This window comes from Neisseria sp. HMSC061H08 (genome assembly GCF_001836795.1).
GTDB classification, from domain to species: Bacteria; Pseudomonadota; Gammaproteobacteria; order Burkholderiales; family Neisseriaceae; genus Neisseria; species Neisseria subflava_A.
Genome location: NZ_KV830588.1, coordinates 156,333 through 180,328 on the forward strand (window position 1 = coordinate 156,333; position 23,996 = coordinate 180,328).

The following is a 23,996-nucleotide window of genomic DNA, read 5'->3' on the forward strand; positions in this document are numbered from 1 at the left end:
ATTTCACGTTTTCAGACGGCCTTCAATATAGCGACTGCAAACAGATTACTTAGGCTGCCAAGAATCTTTCAGCGTTACCGTGCGGTTGAACACCGGCGTGTCTTTGCTGTGGTCTTTGCGGTCGGTGACGAAATAGCCGATGCGCTCGAACTGCCAACGGCTCTCCGCCGGCAAATCTTTTGCGACAGGCTCGGCGTAGGCGGTGATTTCCTTGATGGATTCAGGGTTGAGGAAATCGGTAAACGGCAGGTAGTTGCCGTCTTCGCCGCGCACGGCATCGGGACGCTCGACGGTAAAGAGGCGGTCGTAGAGGCGGACTTTGATTTCGGCGGCGTGTTCAGCGGAAACCCAGTGAATCACGCCTTTGACTTTGCGGCCTTCGGGATTTTTGCCCAAGGTATCGTGGTCGATGCTGCACTTGAGTTCAACCACATTGCCTGCCTCGTCTTTTACTACTTCATCGCACTTGATCACATAGCCGTGGCGCAAACGCACTTCGCCGCCGGGAATCAGGCGTTTGAAGCCTTTGGGCGGATTTTCGGCAAAGTCGTCGGCTTCGATGTAGATGGTTTGGGAAACAGGTACTTCGCGATCGCCCATTTCTTCGTGGTTCGGATGGAACGCGGCACGGCGGCTTTGGGTTTTGCCGGCTTCAAAGTTGGTCAGGGTGACTTTAAGCGGATTCAAAACCGCCATCAGGCGCGGCGCAGAGTTTTCCAACTCTTCGCGAATCGCGCCTTCCAACACGCTCATATCGACCACGTTTTCAGATTTGGAAATACCGGCGCGTTTGGCAAACAGGCGCAGACCTTCGGGCGTGTAGCCGCGGCGGCGCATACCGGAAATCGTTGGCATACGCGGGTCATCCCAGCCGGAAACATGGCCGTCTGAAACCAGTTGGTTCAGCTTGCGTTTGGACGTGATGGAATACAGAAGCTCCAAACGGGAAAACTCGTATTGGCGCGGACGGGTGGCGTGCGGCGCGGGGATGTTGTCCAGCACCCAGTCGTACAGCGGACGGTGGGCTTCAAATTCGAGCGTACACAAGGAATGCGTGATGCCTTCGATGGCATCGGAAATGCAATGCGTGTAGTCGTACATTGGGTAGATGCACCATTTGTCGCCGGTGTTGTGGTGATGGGCGCGGCGGATGCGGTAGATGACGGGGTCGCGCATATTGATGTTGCCTGATGCCATATCGATTTTCAGGCGCAGGGTTTTGCTGCCGTCTGGAAATTCGCCGTTTTTCATGCGCGTGAACAGGTCGAGATTTTCTTCGACGCTGCGGTCGCGATAAGGGCTGTTTTTGCCCGCCTCAGTCAGCGTGCCGCGGTATTCGCGCATTTCTTTGGGCGTCAAATCATCGACATAGGCCTTGCCGTCTTTGATTAAACCGACGGCGTAATCGTAAAGCTGGTCGAAATAATTGGAAGCGAAACGCGGTTCGCCCGCCCAATGAAAACCGAGCCACTCGACATCTTCTTTGATGGCGTTGACGTATTCGTCGTTTTCTTTTTCGGGGTTGGTATCGTCGAAACGCAGGTTGCACAGGCCGTCGTAAATATAAGCCAAACCGAAGTTCAGGCAGATGGATTTGGCGTGGCCGATGTGCAGGTAGCCGTTCGGCTCGGGCGGGAAACGGGTTTGGATGGCTGTATGCTTACCGCTTTTGAGGTCTTCTTCGATGATGGTGCGGATAAAGTGGTTGTCCGCGAATTGGTCTTTATTCAACATAATATTTCTTTGATGGAAAGATGATTTTCTGTTTTCAGACGGCCTGGGCATTCAATCAGGCCGTCTGAAAGGAATGGAATGATGGCTCAATTGTACCCGACTTGGCTACTTTGATACAGGGTCGGCAACCTGCCACGCCACGCCGCGCTCGTTTAGGGTTTTCTGCATGGCGGCGGATGGTGTGCGGTCGGTAAACAACTTATCGAATGCGCCGATATCGCCCAGTCGGACCAAGGCATTGCTGTTGAATTTACTGTGGTCGACGCCGAGATAGCGCACGCGGGCATTGTTCACCATCGCCTGCATGACGCTGACTTCCTTGTAATCGTCATCCAAAAGCGAGCCGTCGTTTTCTATGCCGTGGGTACTCATGATGGCATAGTCGACTTTGAATTGGTTGATGAAATCGACGGTCGCCACGCCGGTAATACCGCCATCCAACGGGCGGACCACGCCGGAAGCGATGATGACCGTGTAGTCGGTACGCGCCGCAGTGATGGAGGCAGCGTAGATATTGTTAGTGATAATCCGCAGGTTTTTACGCTGTCTGACCAACTCGGCGGCGACGGCTTCCATGGTTGTGCCGATGCTGATAAAGAGCGAGGCATTGTCGGGAATGCTGGAAGCAATCAGCCGGGCAATGGCGTTTTTTTCCTGCTGTTGATGGTTGCGCCGCTCCTGCCCTGCCGTTACGACTGAAACGTCGCCCAAAGACGCGCCGCCGTGATAGCGTTTGAGCTGTCCGGTTTCGCTCAATTCCTGCACATCGCGGCGTATGGTTTGCGGCGTCACATCCAAATTCGCCGCCAACTCTTCCACCGTCATGAAGTTATGTTCGCGGATAAGGGTGAGGATATGTTCGTGTCTTTGGATTTTGGGTTTCATGGCATTTTGCTTTGCAGGGATAAACCAATGGCCGTCTGAATATTTCAGACGGCCTTGTTATTGTCAAACCGATTACATTTCGAGTTTCTGTTCCAAGCGTTCGATGCACGCGCTCAAGTGGCGGCGCATGACTTTGGTCACACGGTTGCGTTTGCCGGCCACCAATAAATCGAGAATTTCGCGGTGTTCATGGTGCGAATTGGAATTGATGGTGCGCTTTTCTTTGCGAAGCGGATCGGAAACGGCCACAATCAGTGAAGAACGCGCGCACAAGGTATTCATGATTTCAAACAGGACGTCGTTGTCCAACAGCCGCGCCAATTCGACATGGAAGGCATTGGACAGGCGGTTCCAACCCACGCGGTCGCCGCTTTCGGAGGCTGCACCCTCTTGCTCAATCATGGCGTAAAGCGGTTGCAGGCGCGTTTCCAAATCAGGCATATCGATGAGGACGCTCAGAATCATGCTTTCCATTTCGATACGCGTGTTGAACACGTCTTTCATTTCTTTCAAGTCCGGCACATGGACAAATGCGCCGCGGTTGGGCTGCAAATCGACGATTTTGTCGTGCGCCAAAAGCGATAATGCGCCACGCACGGTATTACGCGAGCAAACCATTTGCCGGCACAGCTCGGACTCGGTCAATTTTTTGCCCGGCAGCAGCAGATGGTCGGTAATCCCGTCCAAAATCAATGCGTACACGCGGAAAAGCTCGGAATCGTGACGTTCTTCCAAAATAAGCGATGAAGTTGCAGGCGCAACGTTAGTATTATTTTCGTAATCCATAATGTTTCCCCAGTATTTGTGTTGAGGCGCAATGACTTGCAGACCTGCATATTTCAGGGTTGGTTAAAATATAATTAAAAATTGTTGACAATGTTAAACGAAACTTGCACAATGAGGTCAACAAGCCAAGTTATAAAGGCTGATAGAGAGAGAAAAAAAGGAATAAAAAGCAAGCAGATATATTCATGTTAATGCGTGAATATATCTGCTTTTTTTGTGGGTAGCCGGTTCACGCTCCGGCTTTTTCCTTGAAAACCGCCCTATTCTGCTTCGACAATTTCGAAGCTGTGGCTCATTTTTGCCGCTTTGCCCAGCATAATCGATGCGGAGCAATATTTTTCGGCAGACATCTGTACGGCGCGTTCAATCGCGCTTTCTTGCAAATCCCGACCATACACTTTGAAATGGATATGGATTTCGGTAAACACGCGCGGCGCGGTGTCGGCGCGTTTGGCAGTCACTTCGGCACGGCAGTCGGTGATTTTTTGGCGTTGTTTCTCGGCAATCATCACCACATCGATGCTGGAACAGCCTGCCACACCCAACAACAGCATTTCCATCGGGCTGGGGCCGCGCTTGACTTCGCCTTCAGCCGCCGCGCCTTCCATCACAACGCTGTGTCCGTTTGCCGTTGTACCGACGAAGCACATTCCGTCTATCCATTTTGAGGTAACTTGCATGGTGTCTTTTTTATCCGTAAAAGCATTAATCTGATATTGTAAACAATTTCAAGTGATAAACCTAGTCAGACCGTCTGAAAAATACAATCAATTACAATTGGCCTAAACGCATTATTCGTCCCGATACGCCCAATGATTGACCGGCCCGTGCCCTGCCCCGATGCCCAAAGGATGGGAAATGGCGGCGGCAATATAGTTTTTTGCCGTTTGAACCGCCTCGGGAACACTAAACCCTTTTGCCAACTCGGCAGTAATGCAGGCAGAAAACGTGCAGCCTGTACCATGCGTATGCGGCGTTGGGAAACGTTTGCTGTTTAGCTCGATGGTTTCATTTGGCGTAAACAGCCAGTCGGTGCAATATTCGCTTTGGCTGTCGGCAAGATGGCCGCCTTTAATCACCACATTTTTTACGCCCCAATCCTGAAGAATTTTGGCGGCACGTTCCGCATCTTGGCGGTTTTCAATATTGATGCCCGTCAAGGCCTGCGCTTCGGGCAGATTGGGCGTCAAGACGTCCGTATGCGGCAGCAACAGGCGTTTCATGGCTTCGACGGCTGAGTTTTCCAACAACGGCGCGCCGCCTTTGGCAATCATGACCGGGTCCAACACGCGTTTGCCGAAGTCGCATTCGGCCGTTTGTTCCGCCACGCATTCGATAATTTCCGCCGTACCCAGCATGCCGATTTTATAAGCGCGGATGTGGAAATCCTCCTGAATCGCGGCAATCTGCGCGGCAATCATGTCGGTCGGTATCGGATGCACCGCCGATACGCCCAAAGTATTTTGTGCGGTAACCGCGGTCAGTACGCTGGTACCGAACACGCCACGCATTTGAAATGTCTTCAAATCCGCCTGTATGCCTGCGCCGCCGCCGGAATCGGAGCCGGCAATCGTCAGCGTTTGAATAAAAAGTTCGTCCATCGTGTCCTCCTGTTTTTCAGACGGCCTTTTGCTTATCGTTGTTGAAAGCCGTTTTGGTTTTATCCGCAAACAAAGGCGCGCCGTTTATCTTTCCGAAAGCCTTATTTGTTGTTTTACCCAAAACAAACGTACGTTCTCGGGCGGAATATCTTAACAAACAAAAGGCCGTCTGAAAACTATTTTCATTTTCAGACGGCCTGTTCAATGTTAAACCTATTCAGGCTTATTCTTCGTATGCGTCAATCGGCAAGCAGGAGCAAACCAGATTGCGGTCGCCATAGACCTCATCCAAACGTTTCACGCTCGGCCAAAATTTGTGTTCGCGGACGAACGGCAACGGGAAGACGGCTTCTTCGCGGGAATACGGGTGCGCCCATTCGCCGGTTACGTCGGCGGCGGTATGCGGAGCGTTCACCAGCGGATTATCCTCTTTCGGCCATTCGCCGCGCTCGACTTTCAGCACTTCCTGTTTGATTTGTTTCAGGGCGGCGATGAAGCGGTCGAGTTCGGCTTTACTTTCGCTCTCGGTCGGCTCAATCATCAGCGTACCGGCAACGGGGAAGGAAACCGTCGGAGCGTGGAAGCCGTAGTCCATCAGGCGTTTGGCAATGTCGGTTTCTGTGATGCCGCTTTCGGCTTTGAGCGGACGCAAATCAACGATACATTCATGTGCGACGCGGCCGTTTTTGCCTGCATACAGAATCGGATAATCTTCGCTCAAGCGTTTGGCGACATAGTTGGCGTTGAGCAACGCCCAGCGTGTTGCCTGTTCCATGCCTTGTTTGCCCATCATGGTCAGGTACATCCAAGTAATCGGCAGGATGGACGCAGAACCGAAGGCCGCAGCAGCAACGGCGGTTTGGTCGGCACTGGCGCTGTGGGTGTCGGTCAAAGCGTGTCCCGGTGCAAACGGAGCGAGGTGGGCTTTCAAACCGATAGGGCCGACGCCCGGGCCGCCGCCGCCGTGAGGGATGCAGAAGGTTTTGTGCAGGTTCATGTGCAACACGTCCGCACCGACCTCCGCAGGCTGCATGATGCCGATTTGGGCGTTGAGGTTGGCGCCGTCCATGTAAACCTGTCCGCCGTTTTCATGGATGATGCGGCAGATGTCGCGGATGCCTTCTTCGTACACGCCGTGGGTGGACGGGTAGGTAATCATGATGGCGGACAAAGCGTCGCGGTGTTGCTCGGCTTTGGCTTTCAAATCATCGATGTTGACGTTGCCGTGTTCGTCGGTATCGACGACGACGACTTTCAAACCAAGCATGGCGGCAGTCGCAGGGTTGGTGCCGTGGGCGGATTTAGGAATCAGGCAGATGTTGCGGTGTCCCTCGCCGTTGGCTTCTTGATAGCGGCGGATGGAGAGCATGCCGCTGTATTCGCCCTGCGCGCCGGAGTTGGGCTGGAAGGAAATCGCATCAAAGCCGGTGATGGCTTTCAGGCTGTTTTCCATGTCGGTCAAGAGTTCGCGGTAGCCTGCGGCCTGGTCTTTGGGGGCGTAGGGGTGGATGTCGGTGAACTCTGCCCAAGTAATCGGCAACATTTCCGCAGTCGCATTGAGCTTCATGGTGCAGCTACCGAGCGAAATCATGCTGCGGTTCATCGCCAAGTCGCGGTCTTCGAGTTTTTTCAGGTAGCGCAGCATTTCGTGTTCGGTGTGGTAACGGTTGAACACGGGATGTTGCAGAATATCGTCCTGACGCAGCAACTCGGCGTTCAGACGGCCTTTGACGTCATCGGCAAATGTAGCCGTATCCTTGCCGGTAAACGCGCGGTACAAATCAACCAAATCTTCGTATGCCGATGTTTCATGGAATGCAGCCGCAACTTGAGTATCGTTGACGCGGCGCAGGTTGTAACCCGACTCCAAAGCAGCGGCGAACACTTGGTCCGCTTTCTCTTTACTGCCGAAATCAACGGTAACGGTATCGAAGAAGACTTTATAAACCACATTCAGGCCGTCTGAAACCAGCGCGTCGGCAAAGGCAGAAGCCAGCGCGTGAATGCGGTTGGCAATGCGTTTTACGCCTTCGGGGCCGTGGTAAACGGCGTACATGCCGGCCAAGTTCGCCAGCAATGCCTGTGCGGTACAAATATTGGATGTCGCTTTTTCGCGGCGGATGTGTTGCTCGCGGGTGGACAAAGCCATGCGTAAGGCAGGTTTGCCCGATGCGTCTTTGGATACGCCGATGATGCGGCCTGGAGCGGAGCGTTTGAACTCGTCTTTAAACGCGAAATAAGCAGCGTGCGGACCGCCGAAGCCCATCGGTACGCCGAAGCGCTGGGTGTTGCCCAAAGCAATATCCGCGCCCAACTCGGCCGGAGATTTCAGCAAAACCAAACTCATGATGTCGGCGGCAACGGCCACGATTGTGCCTTTTGTTTTCAGACGGCCGATAACGTCCTGCAAGTCTTGCACGTCGCCGTCTTTACCGACGTATTGGAACAGCGCGCCGAAGTATTCGCCTTCATCCGCTTGGGCAAAATCGCCGACCACCAGCTCAAAGCCGAAATATTTGGCGCGGGTTTTCATCACGTCCAAAGTTTGCGGATACACGCGCGCATCCACAAAGAAACGCTCGGATTTCACTTTGCCCACGCGGTGCGCCATCGCCATCGCTTCCGCCGCGGCAGTTGCCTCGTCCAGCAAAGACGCGCCTGCCACAGGAAAACCGGTCAAATCGATACACACTTGTTGGAAGTTCAACAAAGCTTCCAAACGACCCTGGGCAATTTCCGCCTGATACGGCGTGTAGGCGGTGTACCAGCCCGGATTTTCCAATACGTTGCGCAAAATCACGTTCGGCACGCGGGTCGGGTAATAACCCAAACCGATATAGGATTTGTTGATCACGTTTTTCGACGCAATGCCTTTCAATTTCGCCAACGCGTCCGCCTCGGTCAAAGCTTCGGGCAAATCGAGTTCGGACGGCATACGGATGCTTTGCGGCACGGTATTGCCGACAAAATCATCCATGCTCTTCTCGCCGAGCGCTTCCAAAAGCGCAGCCTCGTCGCCAAAGCTCAAATGGCGCGCGGCAAATTCGTTCGGGTTGAACAATTCAGATAGTTTCATTTCTACTCCTTCGGTGTTGTAGGAAGCTGCCGCGAAGGGCAGGTGTTTTGATGTTTCAGACGACGTTTGGATTCGGGAGGTCGTCTGAAAGGTAGGGTTCACTGGATTGGTTATGTGAGTTTATTGCCTGCAATGATAATTTTCCAAATCACTATCAAGAGACCAAATCCAAATTTCACTCATAGGAAATTTGGATTTGGCTTTCTCATATTCCTTGATGATGCTTAAATCTCCAAAACTTGTTCCTTCATTTCTACTAGGAGTCTTATTTCTACCTGCCGAATCAGGAAATTCAGCCAACCAATCCAATATCTCTCCCGTATCTGGAAAATTACTAATCTGATAAGGAGCTTCTCCTTTTATAGCTTTACAGACCTCATCACAAAATCTCTGTGCCGTTTTTCTCCGCACAGTACCATCTCCATTTTGAGCAATATGATTTCCTGTTTCCAAAACAGTAGCCATAGGTAAAAAAAATGATACTTGCTCTGATTGAATATATTCTTCGAAATCTCTGATCACTCTTTCCTTATCATTATTCCGACTAGGTACGTCTAAAATATTCAAGAAAATACTGGTATCAATAATACATATCGAATTCATCACGAATTCCCCTTGATATTTTCCAGCCATACTAAAGCCTTCCGCTTTTTCTCTTCCTTATCAACAGGATTTTTCACAAAACGGTCAACAATACCTTTTGTGACCAATCCTCCCAACTTACCCTGCAGAATTAACTCAGGATAATCGGATAAGTCAGATAGTTTAATTAAACGGCTGTCCCCTTCGTTCATATCGCGATAACAAAAGACCACATCACCTAACGCATTATCAGGAAGTGCATCCATCAGGGCAGGATTATGAGTTGAAAGCAATAATCTGATTTTTCTTTTCTCTGCTTGTCTTTGCATAGTTTCCAGCAACTGTTTTGCCCTTGAAGGATGAATTCCATTATCAACCTCCTCTATTACAACAGTCGAACCTTCCTGAACTGACAACAAAGCGGCGGCAATAGCCAAGACACGCAAAGTACCATCTGAAAGTAATCCGGCAGACTGACTTCGTTCTTGATTTCCAAAATTTTCAACCAATTCCAAGTAGACTTCCCCCCTACCATTTTTTGAAAATCGAATATCTTTGATATCCTGCTCTGGCAAACTTTTTATGAAATCAAGAATAGCAGGCCGATTCTTTTCATTTTCCCATAACGTATAAAGCACACCGGACAAATTCGAGCAATTCCCCTGAAGCCTTCTATTCGGATAACTATCTTCTCTCATTAAATATGGGACAGGGTCTAAAAATAAGGTATTACTAAGTAATTCTTGAAATCTATTAGTAATTTTTGGAATTTCTTTTTGCGCTTTTTTATCTTTTGCCGCAAACGGTGCCGGACCGGATAGTTGATTCATGATAGTAATTTGGTCTGTACAGCGAATTTGAGGTTTTTTTCCTCCATTAGCAAAATTATTGTATGCCACGCTGACATCTGTTCCCAAACCCTTCGATATTTGCTTAATTTCATACAAAGGCACTTTCTCATCAACAGCAATGATTTTCTCCTGCTTTATATGTAACTCTTCATTATTTCTTAAATCCAACTCCACTTCGAAAGTATTCCATGCTTTATCATCCGTAGTACCCCCTAAAACAAAGGAGCCTGACTCAGGGTAAAACAACTCCCATACATTCCCTCGAATAATTTTTTCTGAATCATTAACTGCATTTTGTAAAACCGATAATTTCTGACCGCCAGCCAACCAACATAAAAATCTAAAAGCTTCAATCGCATTACTTTTACCAGAGGCATTTGCACCAATCATCAAAGTCAATGGAGCAAGGTGTAAATCCTGATTTTTATAACTTTTAAAATTTTGTATATGGATCTTTTGAAGCATTTGTATATACCTTTCGAATATTCCATTCTCACCGGAGAAATATCTACATTATAACAACGGAGAAATTACTCCATAAAAAATGTATTCAAACAAAACCAGTAACTCACAAAAAAACCTCTTCCTTCAAAAACTTCTCCAGCCTCTCCACAAATACCCTATATCCCACCCCATTGCATGTATTTGTTCGACTGCTGCTTTAGAGACCGTCTGAAAACAGATTTTGCCCAAAACCCGTTTTCAGACGACCTCTGCCCATTTCGGGCGGCATTCTAAAACTTCTTGATAAACCGGACAGCTTTGAATATGCGCGCCGGGCAGGTAGCCGGTACTCATCAGAAATTCGCCGACGATTTCGCCGCCGACAAATTTGAAATATTTTTTAAACAGTTTCACCCATTCAGCCTTGTCGAGCGGATGGTTCGCATCGAGCCAGTTTTTGAATGAGCCGTATTCTTGCTGTATTTGTTTGATTTGTCGCGCGTTATAAATGGCTGCGTTGATTTTCAGGCGGTTGCGGACGATGCCTGCATCGGCAAGCAACCGCTCAATATCGGCTTCGTCAAATGCGGCGACCGTATCGATGTCAAAACCTTTAAATGCCGTCTGAAATGCCTGCTGCTTCTTTAGCATCAACGTCCAGCTCAATCCTGCCTGATTGATTTCCAACACCAGCCGCTCAAACAATTCATTGTCATCCTCAATCGGAAAACCGTATTGCGTGTCGTGATAATGTTTGTTGGGGTTGTCCGTATCGTCAGGAAGCGTGGCGACAAATTCGCAGTAATTCATGTTTACTAAGGAAAAATTGAAACAAAGGCCGTCTGAAAGCATTTTTCAGACGACCTAAGACCTGCAATATCAAACAGATGAAAAACCTGTTTGGATGTTTGCAAAAATCAAGCTACTTCGCCTGCGTATTGTTCGGCAGTCAGCAGACCGTCGTAATCGGCAGGGTTGGCAGGTTTGATTTTGAAGAACCAGCCTGCGCCGTAAGGATCGCTGTTGGCAGTTTCCGGAGCGCTTGGCAAATCTTCGTTAACGGCAACGACTTCGCCTGCAATCGGCGCGTACACGTCAGATGCGGCTTTTACAGACTCAACCACACCGGCTTGCTCTTCGGCAGCCAGGTTTGCGCCGACTTCAGGCAGCTCGACAAACACGATGTCGCCCAACAGCTCTTGCGCGTGATGGGTAATGCCGACGGTGATGGTACCGTCTTCTTCAAGGCGCAGCCATTCGTGGCTGGCAACGTATTTCAGTTCTGCTGGGATGTTGCTCATGGTTTGATACTCCATTGATAGAGGGTTATTTTCAGACGGCATCTGCACAGCTTAGCGTGCGCAGATACCTCGTGCGATTAATTCTTCCAAGCGTCCGTAATGGACGGCAATCATATTGTTTTTATCTTGTTCCAATTTTTGCTTTTGAGCGGAAGGAAGTTTAGGGGATGCAGAATAATCCAAATATGCTTCGTTTATCTTGCGCTTGTTACTTGCCATTACTCCGCTTGCACGGAATACAATGATTCCTTGTTTGGATCTCATATTGTCTGCAACGGCAACCTTCAGGCCTTTGCTGCGGTAATCTGCACAAATGCCTGTAACAGCCGATACTTTATCCACTTCAACTGTGCCCGCATAACGGCTGAACGCAAACAGGGTAAATGATTTCGTTTGCGACAATGATTTCAGGTCGGAAGCACGGCTTCTACCCTTATTATCTTGCACGGCAATACTCAAATCATCATTCATGCGGATAATATCAAGAGCATATTCCCCATCTATCATCACCTCGCCGGCAATCTTTCCATTGCCGCCGACAGTTTTCATAAATGTTGCAGTACGGGATTTTCCTTCTGTATCGAAAAACATCAATCCGCGCTCGCCGGCAGACGAAGCGCAAGCCGATAACATTAATAACAACAATAAACTGCCAAAGGTTGCTTTCATAGGAAATAACAATTCCTTAAAACCTGCTTTCAGACGGCCCTTAACAAATAAAGGCCGTCTGAACCGATATTAATCAAACTGTTTTTGACCGTTGCGCACAAACGGCAGCTTCAGTACGCGTACGTCCACTTCTTTGCCACGCATCAGCACTTTGGCGGTATCGCCGTCAAAGTCTTTCGGTACGCGGGCGATGGCGATGGATTGTTTCAGGCTTGGAGAGAATACGCCGCTGGTGGTTTCGCCTTGGCCTTTATCGGTCAACACTTCCATATGCGCGCGCAGGATGCCGCCTTTTTCGAGCAACAGGCCGACCTGTTTCACGGCAACGCCTTTTTCTTTCAATGCCAGCAAGGCGGCTTTGCCGACGAAATCGCGGCTTTCGTCTTTCAAGTCAACGGTCCAACCCATGCCTGCTTCGAGCGGGCTGGTGTCGTCGTCCATATCGTTGCCGTAGAGGTTCATGCCGGCTTCCATGCGCAGGGTGTCGCGCGCGCCGAGGCCGCAGGGCTGTACGCCGGCTTGTTGCAGGGCTTTGAAGAATACGACGGCTTCGGTGCCGGGCAGGATGACTTCGACGCCGTCTTCGCCAGTGTAGCCGGTGCGGGCGACAAACCAGTCGTTGCCCAAATCCGCGCCTTGGAACGGTTTGAGGCCGTGAATCACGTCCGCCCATTCGGGTTTGACGGTCAGGAGTTTTTCGATGGCTTTAGGGCCTTGTACGGCAAGCATACCGAGGTCGTAGCGCGGATTGAAGGCAACGCCAAACTCTTGTCCAACTTTGTGGAATTGAGCCGTGTCTTTTTCGCGGGTCGCGCCGTTGGACACGATGCGGTATTGGGTTTCGGCTTCGTTGGTGCGGTAAACGATCAAGTCGTCAATCACGCCGCCGTTGTCGTTGAGCAAAGCGGAATAAAGGGCTTTGCCGACAAAAGCGAGTTTGGCGACATCGTTGGCAATCAATTTGCGGAAAAAGGCTTTGGCATTTGCGCCTGCTACGTCGGTAACGAGCATATGGGATACGTCAAACATACCGGCGTCGGTGCGCACGGCTTCGTGTTCGGCGATTTGCGAACCATAATGGATGGGCAGCTCCCAGCCGGCAAAATCTACCAGCTTCGCGCCTGCATCTTGATGGGCTTGATAAAACGGGGTGGTTTTCAGAGCAGTCATTCTCAAGTTTCTCCGGATTTTTTGTTCAGATGCCGCCCGCGCACCTGTGCGCGGATGACCCTATCTGTCCTTGAACCTGAGATTTTCGGCCGTATCCGCTGGATGGCAAACCAGTCTGCTCACTGCTTTGCGCGGTTGTCTGAATGGTGGTTCAGACGGCCTTCTCCCCTTCGGTGGACGTTATTTCAACGCCGCTCTCCAGATTGTTTGTTTCAATGTGCAGTCCCTGATACCTGAGCGATTTAAGGGTGTCTGCGCCTTCGGTGGTTACATTGTAGTTGGGTGTAACACTCTCCTGCACATTTCCCGATTATGGCTTGAATCGGCGGTTTGGGCAAGTAGCCGACGAATATTTATGATGTGAATATCCGTCTTTTTATTGGGGCGGCAAAACTTGAGCCTTTATAAAATTGTTAGCTATGCGGCAAATGTTTTTGCAAAAGTCTCAGGCCGTCTGAAGCCCTTACCCGTTTTTCCTATATAATTCTGTTTTTTCGATTTATCCGCGTCCATCATGAACCGCCTCAAACGCATTAAAACCATCCTCTGCACGCTCTACCGCTACCGCCTTGCCGAGCTGATTGCCTCGCTGGTCCGTCCGGGTTGGGCGCGGACTTTCCTCAATATGCTGCCGCAGTCGTCCAAGTTCAAACACGAGATGCCTGCCGTACGCCTGCGTTTGGCGTTGGAAAGCCTGGGGCCGATTTTCATCAAATTCGGACAGGTATTGTCCACGCGTCCCGATTTGATTCCGCATGATTACGCGGTCGAACTGGCAAGGCTGCAAGACAAAGTGCCGCCGTTTGACGCGCAGCTTTCACGCTCGCAAATCGAAAAATCGCTGGGCCAATCCATCGACACTTTATACGCGGAATTTGAAACCGAGCCTGTCGCCAGCGCGTCCATCGCCCAAGTACACAAAGCCCGCCTGCATTCGGGCGAACAGGTCGCCGTGAAAGTCTTGCGCCCCAACCTTTTGCCCGTTATCGAACAGGATTTGTCGCTGATGCGCTTTGGTGCAGGCTGGGTGGAGCGTTTGTTTTCAGACGGCAAGCGTTTAAAGCCGCGCGAAGTGGTGGCCGAATTTGACAAATACCTGCACGACGAATTGGACTTGATGCGTGAAGCCGCCAATGCCAGCCAGCTCGGACGCAATTTCCAAAACAGCGATATGCTGATTGTGCCGAAGGTGTTTTACGACTACTGCACCAGCGATGTGCTGACCATCGAATGGATGGACGGCACGCCGGTATCCGATATCGCCAAACTCAAAGCCGACGGCATCGATTTGCACAAACTTGCCGATTACGGCGTGGAAATCTTCTTCACGCAAGTATTCCGCGACGGCTTTTTCCATGCGGATATGCACCCCGGCAATATTTTGGTCGCCGCCGACAACCGTTACATCGCCCTCGATTTCGGCATCGTCGGCACGCTGACCGATTACGACAAACGCTATCTCGCCATCAACTTCCTCGCCTTCTTCAACCGCGATTACCACCGTGTCGCCACCGCCCACATCGAATCAGGCTGGGTACCTGCCGACACGCGCGCGGAAGAATTGGAAGCCGCCGTCCGCGCCGTGTGCGAGCCTGTGTTCAACAAACCGATTTCGCAAATGTCCTTCGGCTTGGTGCTGATGCGCCTGTTTGAAGTCAGCCGCCGCTTCAATGTCGAAATCCAACCGCAGCTGGTATTGCTGCAAAAAACGCTGCTTAACATCGAAGGCTTGGGTCGCCAACTCGATCCCGATTTGGATTTGTGGAAAACCGCCAAACCGTTTTTGGTGCGCTGGATGAACGAACAGGTCGGCCCCAAAGCCCTTTGGCGCAATCTCAAAAACGAAGCCCCCGACTGGGCGCAAATCATCCCTTCCCTGCCGCGCAAAATCAGCGCGCTGGTTGATGAAAACCGCCAACAGGAAATGCGCGATGCCTATGTGCATCTGGTCAAAGTACAGCAACGCCAAAGCCTGTGGCTGGGTGTGATTGCGGTTGTTTTGTTGCTGATTTTGCTGTTTAAGTAAACTGAAATACAGCTTTAAACGACATAATAAAGGCCGTCTGAAATCGATTTTCAGACGGCCTTTTATATGCCGACCTATTCTTTTTTCTCGTGCTGAACATGTCCGCTTTCGGCTTCGATATGCCGTCTGAAGCGCAAACCTGCGGCATGGTAAAACGGATGCGGCGAGAATTGGCGCGAGACTTGCGAAGCGAAGATGCAAGTCAGCAACATCCAAAACAGTAAATTTTGTCCGCCTGTCATTTCCATTACCACCACGGCGGCGGTCAACGGCGATTGGGTCGCGGCGGCAAGGAATGCGGCCATGCAGAGCAAAACCGCGACATTGGATGCGTCGCCCAGTTGTGCGAAAGAAGCCATGTGTTCGCCTATCATCGCGCCGATGGTTAACGACGGTGTGAAGATGCCGCCGGGAATGCCCGCCCAATAGCTGAACACAGTCGCTGCCCATTTTGCGGCGGCCAAGCCAAACGGCGCTTCATACGCGCCTTTGAGTGCGGCGGCGGCTTCGTGATAGCCCGTGCCATAGGTTTTGCCTTGATAAAACGTACCGAGCAGCGCCAGCAAAATGCCCATTACAAAGGCGACTACCAACAAATGACGGCGGATGAAACTGCGCCAGCGCACCGGTGCGAATGCCGCCGCGCCGCGATACAAAAAGCTGCCGAACAATCCGCCTGCCACACCGCAGACGATGCCCGACACTGCAGCCCACATCAGCATGTTTGGCAGCTCATGCCCTTGAAACCCTGAAAAATACGGGTTGTTGCCCTGTATCGCCACTTGAATGAAACCGGCTGCCAACACGCCCATCAGGATTTGGCGCTCCCAACGCAAAAGCACGCCGCGCCCCAATTCTTCGATGGCAAACACCACGCCGGCCAAAGGCGCGTTAAACGCTGCCGCCAAACCGCCGGCCGCGCCTGCGGCAATCAAATCGTTTTCCTGCATGCCTCTAAACGCCAGCCCGTGCTTTTTACACCACGCGCCCCAAGCGTTCATGACCGCCGCGCCCACTTGTACAGACGGCCCTTCCCTGCCGATCGACGCCCCCAAAATCATGCCCAAAAACGTCAGCGGAATCTTAAAAAAGGTTTCGCCCAGACGAATCAGACGGGTTTTCTGCGCGCCATACGGCAAAGACAACGAAGCGATGACCTGCGGAATTCCGCTGCCGGAAGTGTACGGCGCAAATTTGCGCGTAAACCACGCCAAAAGCGGCAAGCCCAGCGGCAAGGCCACCCATGCAAACCACGGATATTTCCCTACCAACAAGGCATTCCATTCCAAAGCTAAATCCGCCAAACGCGCAAACAGCAAAGCCGTCAGGGCAACCAGCGCCGAGCCTGCCAGCAAAAACAGAAAAGCCATGCTTTTTTTCGACAGGCGTTTGGTTTGGCGGATTTTGTGGGCGAGGCGCGCCGCCCAAGTCTGTGGAAATTTCATAATAGGCATGCAGTCAATGTGTTCAGACGGCCTTGATGCTTTTCTCAAAGGCCGTCTGAACACAAGGATAAAGGTTTTTAAGAACGGTAATCCGCGTTAATCGACACATACTCGTGCGACAAATCGCAGGTATAGACGACCGCCTCCGTATCGCCGCGTTGCAAATCGATGCGGACGGTGATTTCCGGACGGTTCATCACGGCTTGCCCTGCCTCTTCGGTATAGCTTTCCGCACGGCCGCCGTTTTCGGCCACCAACACGTCATCCAGCCACATTTTCAAAGCATCGACATCCAAGCCTTCAATACCGGCATAGCCGACGGCGGCCAACAGACGGCCCAAGTTCGGGTCGGAGGCAAAGAACGCGGTTTTTACCAAAGGCGAATGGGCGACGGCATAAGCCACTTTGCGCGCTTCTTCGCGGGTTTTCGCGTTTTGCACTTCAATCGTGATGAACTTGGTCGCGCCCTCGCCATCACGGACAATCGCCTGCGCCAATTCCAATGCCAGCGAACCGAGCAAGGCTTTAAGCTGGGCATAGCGCGGATCGGCCGTATTGTCGATTTCGCTCTGACCGCAACGGCCTGTCGCCATAATGACGAAGCTGTCGTTGGTGCTGGTATCGCCGTCCACGGTAATCGTATTGAAACTTTCGTCTGCGATTTCTTGCGTCATCAGTTGCAAAATCGGTTGGGACACTTTGGCATCGGTGGCGATAAACGACAACATGGTCGCCATGTTCGGATGAATCATGCCCGAACCTTTGGCGATACCGGTAGCGCGGACTGTGTGTTTCTCGCCGACCAAGCCTGTGCGTGAAGCGGCTTTCGGTACAGTATCCGTCGTCATGATGGCACGCGCCGCGTCCGACCAGAATGCAGGGCGCACTTGCGGCAAAGCGGCCACGATTTTATCCACAGGTAGCGGCTCCAAAATCACGCCGGTCGAAAACGGCATCACCTGATTGGATTGGCAGCCGACCTGTTCCGCCACGGCCGCACACACTTTAATCGCATCCAGACGGCCTTGCGCGCCGGTACCCGCATTGGCATTGCCCGTATTAACGACCAAGGCACTCACACCGTCTTGGTCAAACAGATGCGACTTGGCGATATGCACCGGCGCGGCGCAGAAACGGTTTTGCGTAAACACCGCGCCCACCGTATGTCCGCCGCCCAACACCATCAGCGTCAAATCGTCGCGGTCTTGTTGCTTGATGCCGGCACGACCTGTAAACAGACGGATGCCGTCGATTTCCAACAATTCGTCTGCACGTTTTTCAGTCAAATTTACAGCCATATCATTTTCTCCTGTTTACACTATTTTCAGACGGCCTAAACGCTATACGCCCAATAAGGGAATCAAGATAGGCACCAATACCGCCGTCAATACGCCGTTGAGCGTCAAGCCCAAGCCGGCATATGCGGCCATACGGCGGCCGTATTCCAAAGACGCCGCAATACCCATCGCATGTGAGGCCGTACCCAAAGACATTCCCACTGAAGAAGGCATATACAACGTCCCTTTCAACACTTTATATCCGGCCATCTGTCCAAAAAGTCCGGCAATAATCACCGTTGCCGCCGTAATCGCCGGAATACCGCCGATAGACGCCGTGATTTCGATCGCAATCGGGTTGGTCACCGATTTGGAAGCCAGCGACAGAATCACTTCGCGCGAAGCGCCCAGCCATTTGGCAAAATACACGCCTGTAACAATGCCTGTCACGCTGCCCGCCAACTGTGACAACACCACCGGCAACCACTGGCTGCGGATACGGTCCCAATTTCGATAAAGCGGCACCGCCAGCAACACGACTGCCGGTTTCAACCAAAAATCAATAAAGTGCGAAGCAGAATGGTACAGCTCGTAATCGATGGCAAATACCTTCAAATAACCCATCAACACCAGCGTACTGATCAATACCGGATTACACAGCACATTCCCCGTGCGCGCCCGAATCTGCACCGCCAAAGCATACACGGCCAAAGTCAGGAACAACATGACCGAGGGCATACGCAACAGCCCGTCTATGTTCATCACATCCACCTCCTGACCCACTCATGCACTTTGCCGGTCACCAACAATACGCAGATCGTACTGCCGATTGTGGCCGTCAAAATCGAAAACCAGTCGTTTGCAATCACATCCAAATAGCTGATGACGGCCACGCAAGGCGGCACCAAAAACAAAGTCAGGTTTACCATCAAAATGTCTGCCAGCTCTCCCACCCAAGACAATTTGACCCAGCCTGCCTGAAGCGCGGCAAACAGCAAAGCCATGCCGACAATGCTGCCCGGCAGCTTCAAACCCAAAATCCAAACGGTTGCCTCGCCCAAAGCCAGGCAACCCAATACCACCAATAAGGCACGAATAATATTCATTAAGCCGGTTTCTCCTTATCCTTTTTCAGACGGCCTCAAAAAATTTATTAATCATTGAATCATATCGTGCCACAGGCCGTCTGAAAAGGGAAGAAACGCCTTCCTACAAGTTTAATGAAAGATAAGTATGATTACTCTAGCGGGTTGCTTAGGCAATGTCGAAACCCTTACCCTGCTTTTTGTCTTTAACGGCCGCCGCAAACCGGGCATTCGGGATTACGTCTCACCCCGTATTGCTGCCATTTTCCACTCAACGCGTTATAGGTGGAAAGTTTGCCGTGCGACGGCGTACCGATACCGATCAGCACTTTAAGCGCTTCGGCGGCTTGGGTCGTTCCGATAACGCCGACCAATGGCGAAAAAACGCCGAACAATGCACAAGCACCATCGCTGGCTTGTTCGCCGTCAAACAGGCAGGCATAGCAGGGCGTATTGGGAAGATCGGGACGGTACACGGCAATTTGTCCGTCAAAGCCGACGGTCGCGGCGGAAACCAAAGGCGTGCGCATGGCAACGGCGGCGCGGTTGACCGCTTGGCGCGTGGGATAATTGTCGGAACAATCAAGAATGATGTCGGCTGCGTTTGCCAATTCGACAAGCCTGGCTTCATCGAGAAATTCGGTAATGGCTGTAATGTGTGTTTGGCTGTTGATCTGTTTCAGACGGCCTTGCATGACCAAAGCCTTGTTTTTGCCGATGTCGGCTTCGGTAAACGTGATTTGGCGTTGAAGGTTGGTCTCGTCGATGGCATCGGCATCGGCAATTGTCAGGCTGCCGATACCGGCAGCGGCAAGATACGGCAAGGCCGCCGCACCCAGTCCGCCGCAACCGACAACAAGCACATGGGCGGCCAAGAGTTTTTCTTGGCCTTCGATACCGATTTCGTCAAGCAGGATATGGCGGCTGAACCGCAAGAGTTGTTGATCATTCATCATAACAATAAGGCCGTCTGAAACCCAAGGTTCAGACGGCCTGAGTGGTTTAGAAATTGATATTTTCGTAGGCGTTGTCAAACAGGAAAGGACGGCCTTCGCTGCTGGTTTCGGATTCGAGGCGGATGCCGCTGAGCATCATATTGCGGTCAACGTCTTTCATCATGTCGTAAACGCTCAAGAGTGCCAGATTGAGGCCGGTCAGGGCTTCGGTGGCAATGCTGCCGTTGCTGTTCGCTTGGACGGTCAATGTGGCTTTCAGGCAGGCCAGCTCGACGTTAATATCGAAATCAACCTGCACGCCGATGATGCGGCCGGGCAGGTGCAGCGGAATCAGGTTGGCGGTCTGTTTGATGCTCTGAATGGCGGCAACGCGGGCGATGGTCAGGATACTTGCCTTTTCGGTGGCATTCTCTATCAACACCCGTATCGCCTGCTGGCTCATGTTGACGGTGCCGACGGCGACGGCGGTGTGTTGTTCAGGAAAATCGGGCTGGTTGGGGAATTCGATCATGGGGTTCTCGCCTCTGTTTGGATAGTCAATATTTTACGGCATTTTACAGACACCGGCCACGCGGCGGATACGGACGGCTGTTTTCCGGTTTGAAATGTATCGGACGGCAGCATTGGCAGTTTACAAAAATTTGCTATACAATGGATTCAGGACAAACCCAAATTAACATTTAAATAAGAGAAAAATCATGCAACTGCATATCTTAAATAATCCAAAAGATGCCGCTCTGGCGGCGGATGCGGAATTTTTAAAACAGTCTCTTTTCAATCTGCTGCATGAGGAAGCGTCGCCTTTGGTGGTCGAAACCGTTAAGTTATTATCGACTTCAGACGACAGCGCCGCCTTGATTGAAAAGGTGTTGCCGCAATTGGACGAACAACAAACCCACGATTTAACCTTGGCCTGCGGCCTGTTCGCGCAGATTTTGAACATCGCCGAAGACGTGCACCACGAACGCCGCCGCCAAATCCACGAAGATGCCGGCCACAGCGCAGCAGAAGGCAGCCTGACGGAAACCGTGCGCAAGCTCAAAGCCGGAAAAGTCAACGGCAAAGCGTTGCAACAACAACTGGACAATACAGTCGTTACCGCCGTTTTGACCGCGCACCCGACCGAAGTGCAACGCCAAACCGTCTTGAGCTTCAACCGCCGCATCCGCGCGCTGCTGCCGCAACGCGAACGCTGCACCAATCCTGATGCGCTGGCTCAGTTACGCCGAGAAATCGACACCGTGCTTTTGGGCTTGTGGCAGACCAGCGAAACGCGCCGCCACAAACTCAGCGTCAACGACGAGATCAACAACGGTGTATCCATCTTCCCAATGAGCTTCTTTGAAGCCCTGCCCAAACTCTACCGCACAATGGAACGTGATTTTCAGACGGCCTATCCCGGCGTCCGCGTTCCGAATATCCTTAAAATCGGCGGCTGGATCGGCGGCGACCGCGACGGCAACCCGTTTGTTTCTGCCGAAACCTTGCGTTTTGCGTTCAGACGGCATGCCGACGCAGTGTTCCGTTTCTATCGTGGCGAACTCGACAAACTCTACCGCGAATTGCCGCTCTCCATCCGCCGCGTCAAAGTCAACGACGACGTGATGGCACTGGCCGCCCTCTCACCTGACGAAGAAATCGCCCGCACCGAAGAACCCTACCGCCGCGCCATCGCCTACATCATGGCACGCGCCATGGGCAAGGCACGCTCACTAGGTTTGGGCATGGGCTGCAAATTCGGCTTCCTCGAGCCTTATGCCACGGTTGAAGAATTCCTCAACGACCTGAAAAAACTGCAACGCTCGCTCCACGAAAACGGCAGCCAACTGCTGGCAGAAGGCCGTCTGTCCGACATTATCCGCAGCGTGTCCGTGTTCGGCTTCCACATGATGCCGCTCGACCTGCGCCAACACGCAGGCAAACACGCCGATGTGGTTGCCGAGCTTTTCCAACACGCAGGCTTGGAAGACTACAACAGCCTGAACGAAGAGCAAAAACAAACCGCCCTGTTGCGCGAATTGAGCCATCAACGCCCGCTGTACAGCCCGTTCATCACATACAGCGACCATCCCCGCCACGAACTGGCGATTTTCAACGAAGCGCGCAAAATCAAAGACGAATTTGGCGAAGACGCCGTTACACAAAGCATTATTTCCAACTGCGAACAACCCAGCGACCTGCTTGCCTTGGCATTGCTGCTGAAAGAAAGCGGCCTGCTGGTGGTGGAAAACGGAAAACCGCACAGCCGCATCAATATCGTGCCTCTGTTTGAAACCATCGAAGCGCTCGAAAACGCCTGTCCGGTCATGGAAACCATGTTCCGCCTCGACTGGTATGATGCCCTGCTCGAAAGCCGCGGCAACATCCAAGAAATCATGCTCGGCTACTCCGACTCCAACAAAGACGGCGGCTACGTTACCAGCTCATGGTGTCTGTATCAGGCAGAGTTGGGCTTGGTCGAACTCTTCAAAAAATACGATGTCCGCATGCGCCTGTTCCACGGCCGCGGCGGCAGCGTAGGCCGCGGCGGCGGCCCTTCTTACCAAGCCATCTTGGCGCAACCTGCGGGCAGCGTTGCCGGACAAATCCGCATTACCGAGCAAGGCGAAGTCATTACCGCCAAATATGCCGACCCAGGCAATGCCCAACGCAACTTGGAAACCTTGGTTGCCGCGACTTTGGAAGCCAGCATCCTGCCGGACAAAAAAGACCCTGATGCCAAGCTGATGCAGGATTTATCGGACGTATCGTTCAAATACTACCGCGAACTGATTACCCACCCCGACTTCATCGACTACTTCCTGCAAACCAGCCCGATTCAGGAAATCGCCACCCTCAACCTCGGCAGCCGTCCCGCCAGCCGCAAGACCTTAGCGCGGATTCAAGACTTGCGCGCGATTCCGTGGGTATTCTCATGGATGCAAAACCGCCTCATGCTGCCGGCTTGGTACGGTTTCGGCAGCGCAGTGGAAACCTTGTGCGAAGGGAATCCCAACACACTGGCCGCCCTGCGCGAACACGCCCAAAGCAACCCATTCTTCCAAGCCATGCTCTCCAATATGGAACAAGTGATGGCGAAAACCGACATCACCTTGGCGGAAAACTACGCCGGCTTGAGCGAATCGCCCGATAAAGCAAAAGTCATCTTCGGCATGATCAAGGAAGAATACCAACGCAGCCGCAAAGCACTGCTCGACCTGCTGCAAACCGAAGAGCTTCTGCGCGACAACCGCAGCCTCGCCCGTTCGCTTGCCTTAAGGATTCCATATTTGAACGCCCTCAACGGCCTGCAAGTCGCCATGCTCAAACGCCTACGCAAAGAGCCCGACAATCCGCACGCCCTGCTGATGGTTCACCTGACCATCAACGGCGTGGCGCAAGGTTTGCGTAATACCGGTTAAAGCAGTACGGAAAAAAGGCCGTCTGAAACAATTTTCAGACGGCCTTTCAACCAACTGCGAGCCATAGCAAAGGCTTTATTCATAAGCCTCATAATGTTTCTTAACCTGCTTGCCACTCTTACCCTATTCATTTAACTTGCCCGTATTTCGGACTATTTTGGGCAATAGCAGATAACCCGCTACAAAATCAATGTGTTCAATGAAGCATGGCAACCGCTTCAGCACGATGATAGTCAACTTACTGACATACCTTAATGCGGCACTGCCCCATATCGCAGCACAATAAGCTTTCAGACCACCCAGATACCGTCTGAAAAATAAAAATACCTCACACCAAGGCAACTATCATTATGTTTGACATTGTATTTATCTTGTTATTCGGCAGACTTCAGCCCCACAAAACAGCCGACTCATCCGACACGCCCGTCCCTTTTGGGAGTTCGGCTGCAGGCTCAGCTTTAATTTATTTATGCATACGCATAGGGACAATCATCCTTTATGGTTCGATTTCCAAAGCCATTGACAGCCTCCCCCTCATTCTGTTTCAAACAATCTGCATGTTCGGCTGTTTGGTTTTGTATTTCAAAATGTTACGTACCGCATCCAACCCGAAACACCGTCAGATGATTTATTGGGTACTGGGCATTCTTTTGGGTTTGATCTTAAGCCTCCTATCCGAAAAATTGTTTTATTTAATGGCTTTATTC

Annotated in this window: 20 protein-coding genes and 1 riboswitch; of the genes, 2 read left to right on the forward strand and 18 right to left on the reverse strand. The window is 51.7% G+C overall.

What is annotated here, in order from left to right; all coding sequences use genetic code 11:
* Window positions 1–45 precede the first annotated feature (45 nt).
* The 12 genes from HMPREF2675_RS09755 to gcvT form a co-directional block, all read right to left on the reverse strand.
* Complete coding sequence (locus tag HMPREF2675_RS09755; RefSeq protein WP_070814923.1) at window positions 46–1,734, reverse strand: glutamine--tRNA ligase/YqeY domain fusion protein; 1,689 nt, start codon at window positions 1,732–1,734, stop codon at window positions 46–48.
* Between the two features lie 105 nt (window positions 1,735–1,839).
* Complete coding sequence (locus tag HMPREF2675_RS09760) at window positions 1,840–2,619, reverse strand: DeoR/GlpR family DNA-binding transcription regulator (RefSeq protein WP_070814925.1); 780 nt, start codon at window positions 2,617–2,619, stop codon at window positions 1,840–1,842.
* Window positions 2,620–2,691: 72 nt separating this feature from the next.
* Window positions 2,692–3,405, reverse strand: a complete 714-nt coding sequence (locus tag HMPREF2675_RS09765; protein WP_003748847.1) for a GntR family transcriptional regulator — start codon at window positions 3,403–3,405, stop codon at window positions 2,692–2,694.
* A 260-nt stretch (window positions 3,406–3,665) separates the two neighbouring features.
* Window positions 3,666–4,085 (reverse strand): OsmC family protein, encoded by a 420-nt coding sequence (locus HMPREF2675_RS09770; RefSeq protein WP_049348121.1) that lies wholly within the window; start codon window positions 4,083–4,085, stop codon window positions 3,666–3,668.
* Between the two features lie 111 nt (window positions 4,086–4,196).
* Window positions 4,197–5,006, reverse strand: coding sequence for a bifunctional hydroxymethylpyrimidine kinase/phosphomethylpyrimidine kinase (gene thiD, locus HMPREF2675_RS09775; RefSeq protein WP_070814927.1), 810 nt, complete (start codon window positions 5,004–5,006; stop codon window positions 4,197–4,199).
* Window positions 5,007–5,229: 223 nt separating this feature from the next.
* On the reverse strand, window positions 5,230–8,082 hold the full coding sequence (gene gcvP / locus HMPREF2675_RS09780) for an aminomethyl-transferring glycine dehydrogenase (protein WP_070814929.1): 2,853 nt from the start codon (window positions 8,080–8,082) through the stop codon (window positions 5,230–5,232).
* Window positions 8,083–8,202: 120 nt separating this feature from the next.
* The gene (locus HMPREF2675_RS09785; RefSeq protein WP_210399860.1) at window positions 8,203–8,715 is read right to left on the reverse strand and encodes a hypothetical protein; all 513 of its coding nucleotides are present in this window, start codon (window positions 8,713–8,715) and stop codon (window positions 8,203–8,205) included.
* A complete protein-coding gene (locus tag HMPREF2675_RS09790) occupies window positions 8,685–9,980 on the reverse strand; it encodes an AAA family ATPase (RefSeq protein ID WP_070814931.1) in 1,296 nt (431 codons plus the stop codon). The genes HMPREF2675_RS09785 and HMPREF2675_RS09790 overlap by 31 nt, the downstream gene beginning before the upstream one ends.
* A gap of 237 nt (window positions 9,981–10,217) precedes the next feature.
* Entirely contained in the window at window positions 10,218–10,769 is a 552-nt protein-coding gene (locus HMPREF2675_RS09795) for a DNA-3-methyladenine glycosylase I (RefSeq protein WP_070814933.1), read from the reverse strand.
* A gap of 107 nt (window positions 10,770–10,876) precedes the next feature.
* Window positions 10,877–11,275 carry a glycine cleavage system protein GcvH gene (gene gcvH / locus HMPREF2675_RS09800; RefSeq protein WP_036492952.1) on the reverse strand — a complete coding sequence of 133 codons (399 nt, stop codon included), beginning with the start codon at window positions 11,273–11,275 and terminating at the stop codon, window positions 10,877–10,879.
* Window positions 11,276–11,311: 36 nt separating this feature from the next.
* Window positions 11,312–11,851, reverse strand: a complete 540-nt coding sequence (locus tag HMPREF2675_RS09805; RefSeq protein WP_141759974.1) for a hypothetical protein — start codon at window positions 11,849–11,851, stop codon at window positions 11,312–11,314.
* Window positions 11,852–11,998: 147 nt separating this feature from the next.
* Window positions 11,999–13,099, reverse strand: coding sequence for a glycine cleavage system aminomethyltransferase GcvT (gene gcvT / locus HMPREF2675_RS09810; RefSeq protein ID WP_070814937.1), 1,101 nt, complete (start codon window positions 13,097–13,099; stop codon window positions 11,999–12,001).
* Window positions 13,100–13,309: 210 nt separating this feature from the next.
* Window positions 13,310–13,407, reverse strand: a riboswitch (glycine riboswitch).
* 206 nt (window positions 13,408–13,613) lie between these two features.
* Here gcvT and ubiB point away from each other — a divergent pair.
* Complete coding sequence (gene ubiB / locus HMPREF2675_RS09815; protein ID WP_070814939.1) at window positions 13,614–15,125, forward strand: ubiquinone biosynthesis regulatory protein kinase UbiB; 1,512 nt, start codon at window positions 13,614–13,616, stop codon at window positions 15,123–15,125.
* A gap of 74 nt (window positions 15,126–15,199) precedes the next feature.
* On the opposite strand, the gene HMPREF2675_RS09820 is transcribed toward ubiB, so the two are convergent.
* The 6 genes from HMPREF2675_RS09820 to HMPREF2675_RS09845 all read right to left on the reverse strand — a co-directional run bounded on the left by HMPREF2675_RS09820 (window position 15,200) and on the right by HMPREF2675_RS09845 (window position 20,399).
* Complete coding sequence (locus tag HMPREF2675_RS09820) at window positions 15,200–16,570, reverse strand: chloride channel protein (protein WP_079453746.1); 1,371 nt, start codon at window positions 16,568–16,570, stop codon at window positions 15,200–15,202.
* Window positions 16,571–16,647: 77 nt separating this feature from the next.
* Window positions 16,648–17,868, reverse strand: a complete 1,221-nt coding sequence (gene argJ / locus HMPREF2675_RS09825) for a bifunctional glutamate N-acetyltransferase/amino-acid acetyltransferase ArgJ (protein WP_070814942.1) — start codon at window positions 17,866–17,868, stop codon at window positions 16,648–16,650.
* 42 nt (window positions 17,869–17,910) lie between these two features.
* The gene (locus HMPREF2675_RS09830) at window positions 17,911–18,603 is read right to left on the reverse strand and encodes an LrgB family protein (RefSeq protein ID WP_107792257.1); all 693 of its coding nucleotides are present in this window, start codon (window positions 18,601–18,603) and stop codon (window positions 17,911–17,913) included.
* 5 nt (window positions 18,604–18,608) lie between these two features.
* Window positions 18,609–18,953, reverse strand: a complete 345-nt coding sequence (locus tag HMPREF2675_RS09835) for a CidA/LrgA family protein (RefSeq protein WP_070814944.1) — start codon at window positions 18,951–18,953, stop codon at window positions 18,609–18,611.
* A gap of 185 nt (window positions 18,954–19,138) precedes the next feature.
* Window positions 19,139–19,885 (reverse strand): HesA/MoeB/ThiF family protein, encoded by a 747-nt coding sequence (locus HMPREF2675_RS09840; RefSeq protein WP_210399862.1) that lies wholly within the window; start codon window positions 19,883–19,885, stop codon window positions 19,139–19,141.
* Between the two features lie 49 nt (window positions 19,886–19,934).
* A complete protein-coding gene (locus HMPREF2675_RS09845; RefSeq protein WP_004519536.1) occupies window positions 19,935–20,399 on the reverse strand; it encodes a cyclic pyranopterin monophosphate synthase MoaC in 465 nt (154 codons plus the stop codon).
* Between the two features lie 187 nt (window positions 20,400–20,586).
* On the opposite strand from HMPREF2675_RS09845, the gene ppc reads away from it, so the two are divergent.
* Window positions 20,587–23,289, forward strand: coding sequence for a phosphoenolpyruvate carboxylase (gene ppc / locus HMPREF2675_RS09850; protein WP_070814948.1), 2,703 nt, complete (start codon window positions 20,587–20,589; stop codon window positions 23,287–23,289).
* Window positions 23,290–23,996 lie beyond the last annotated feature (707 nt).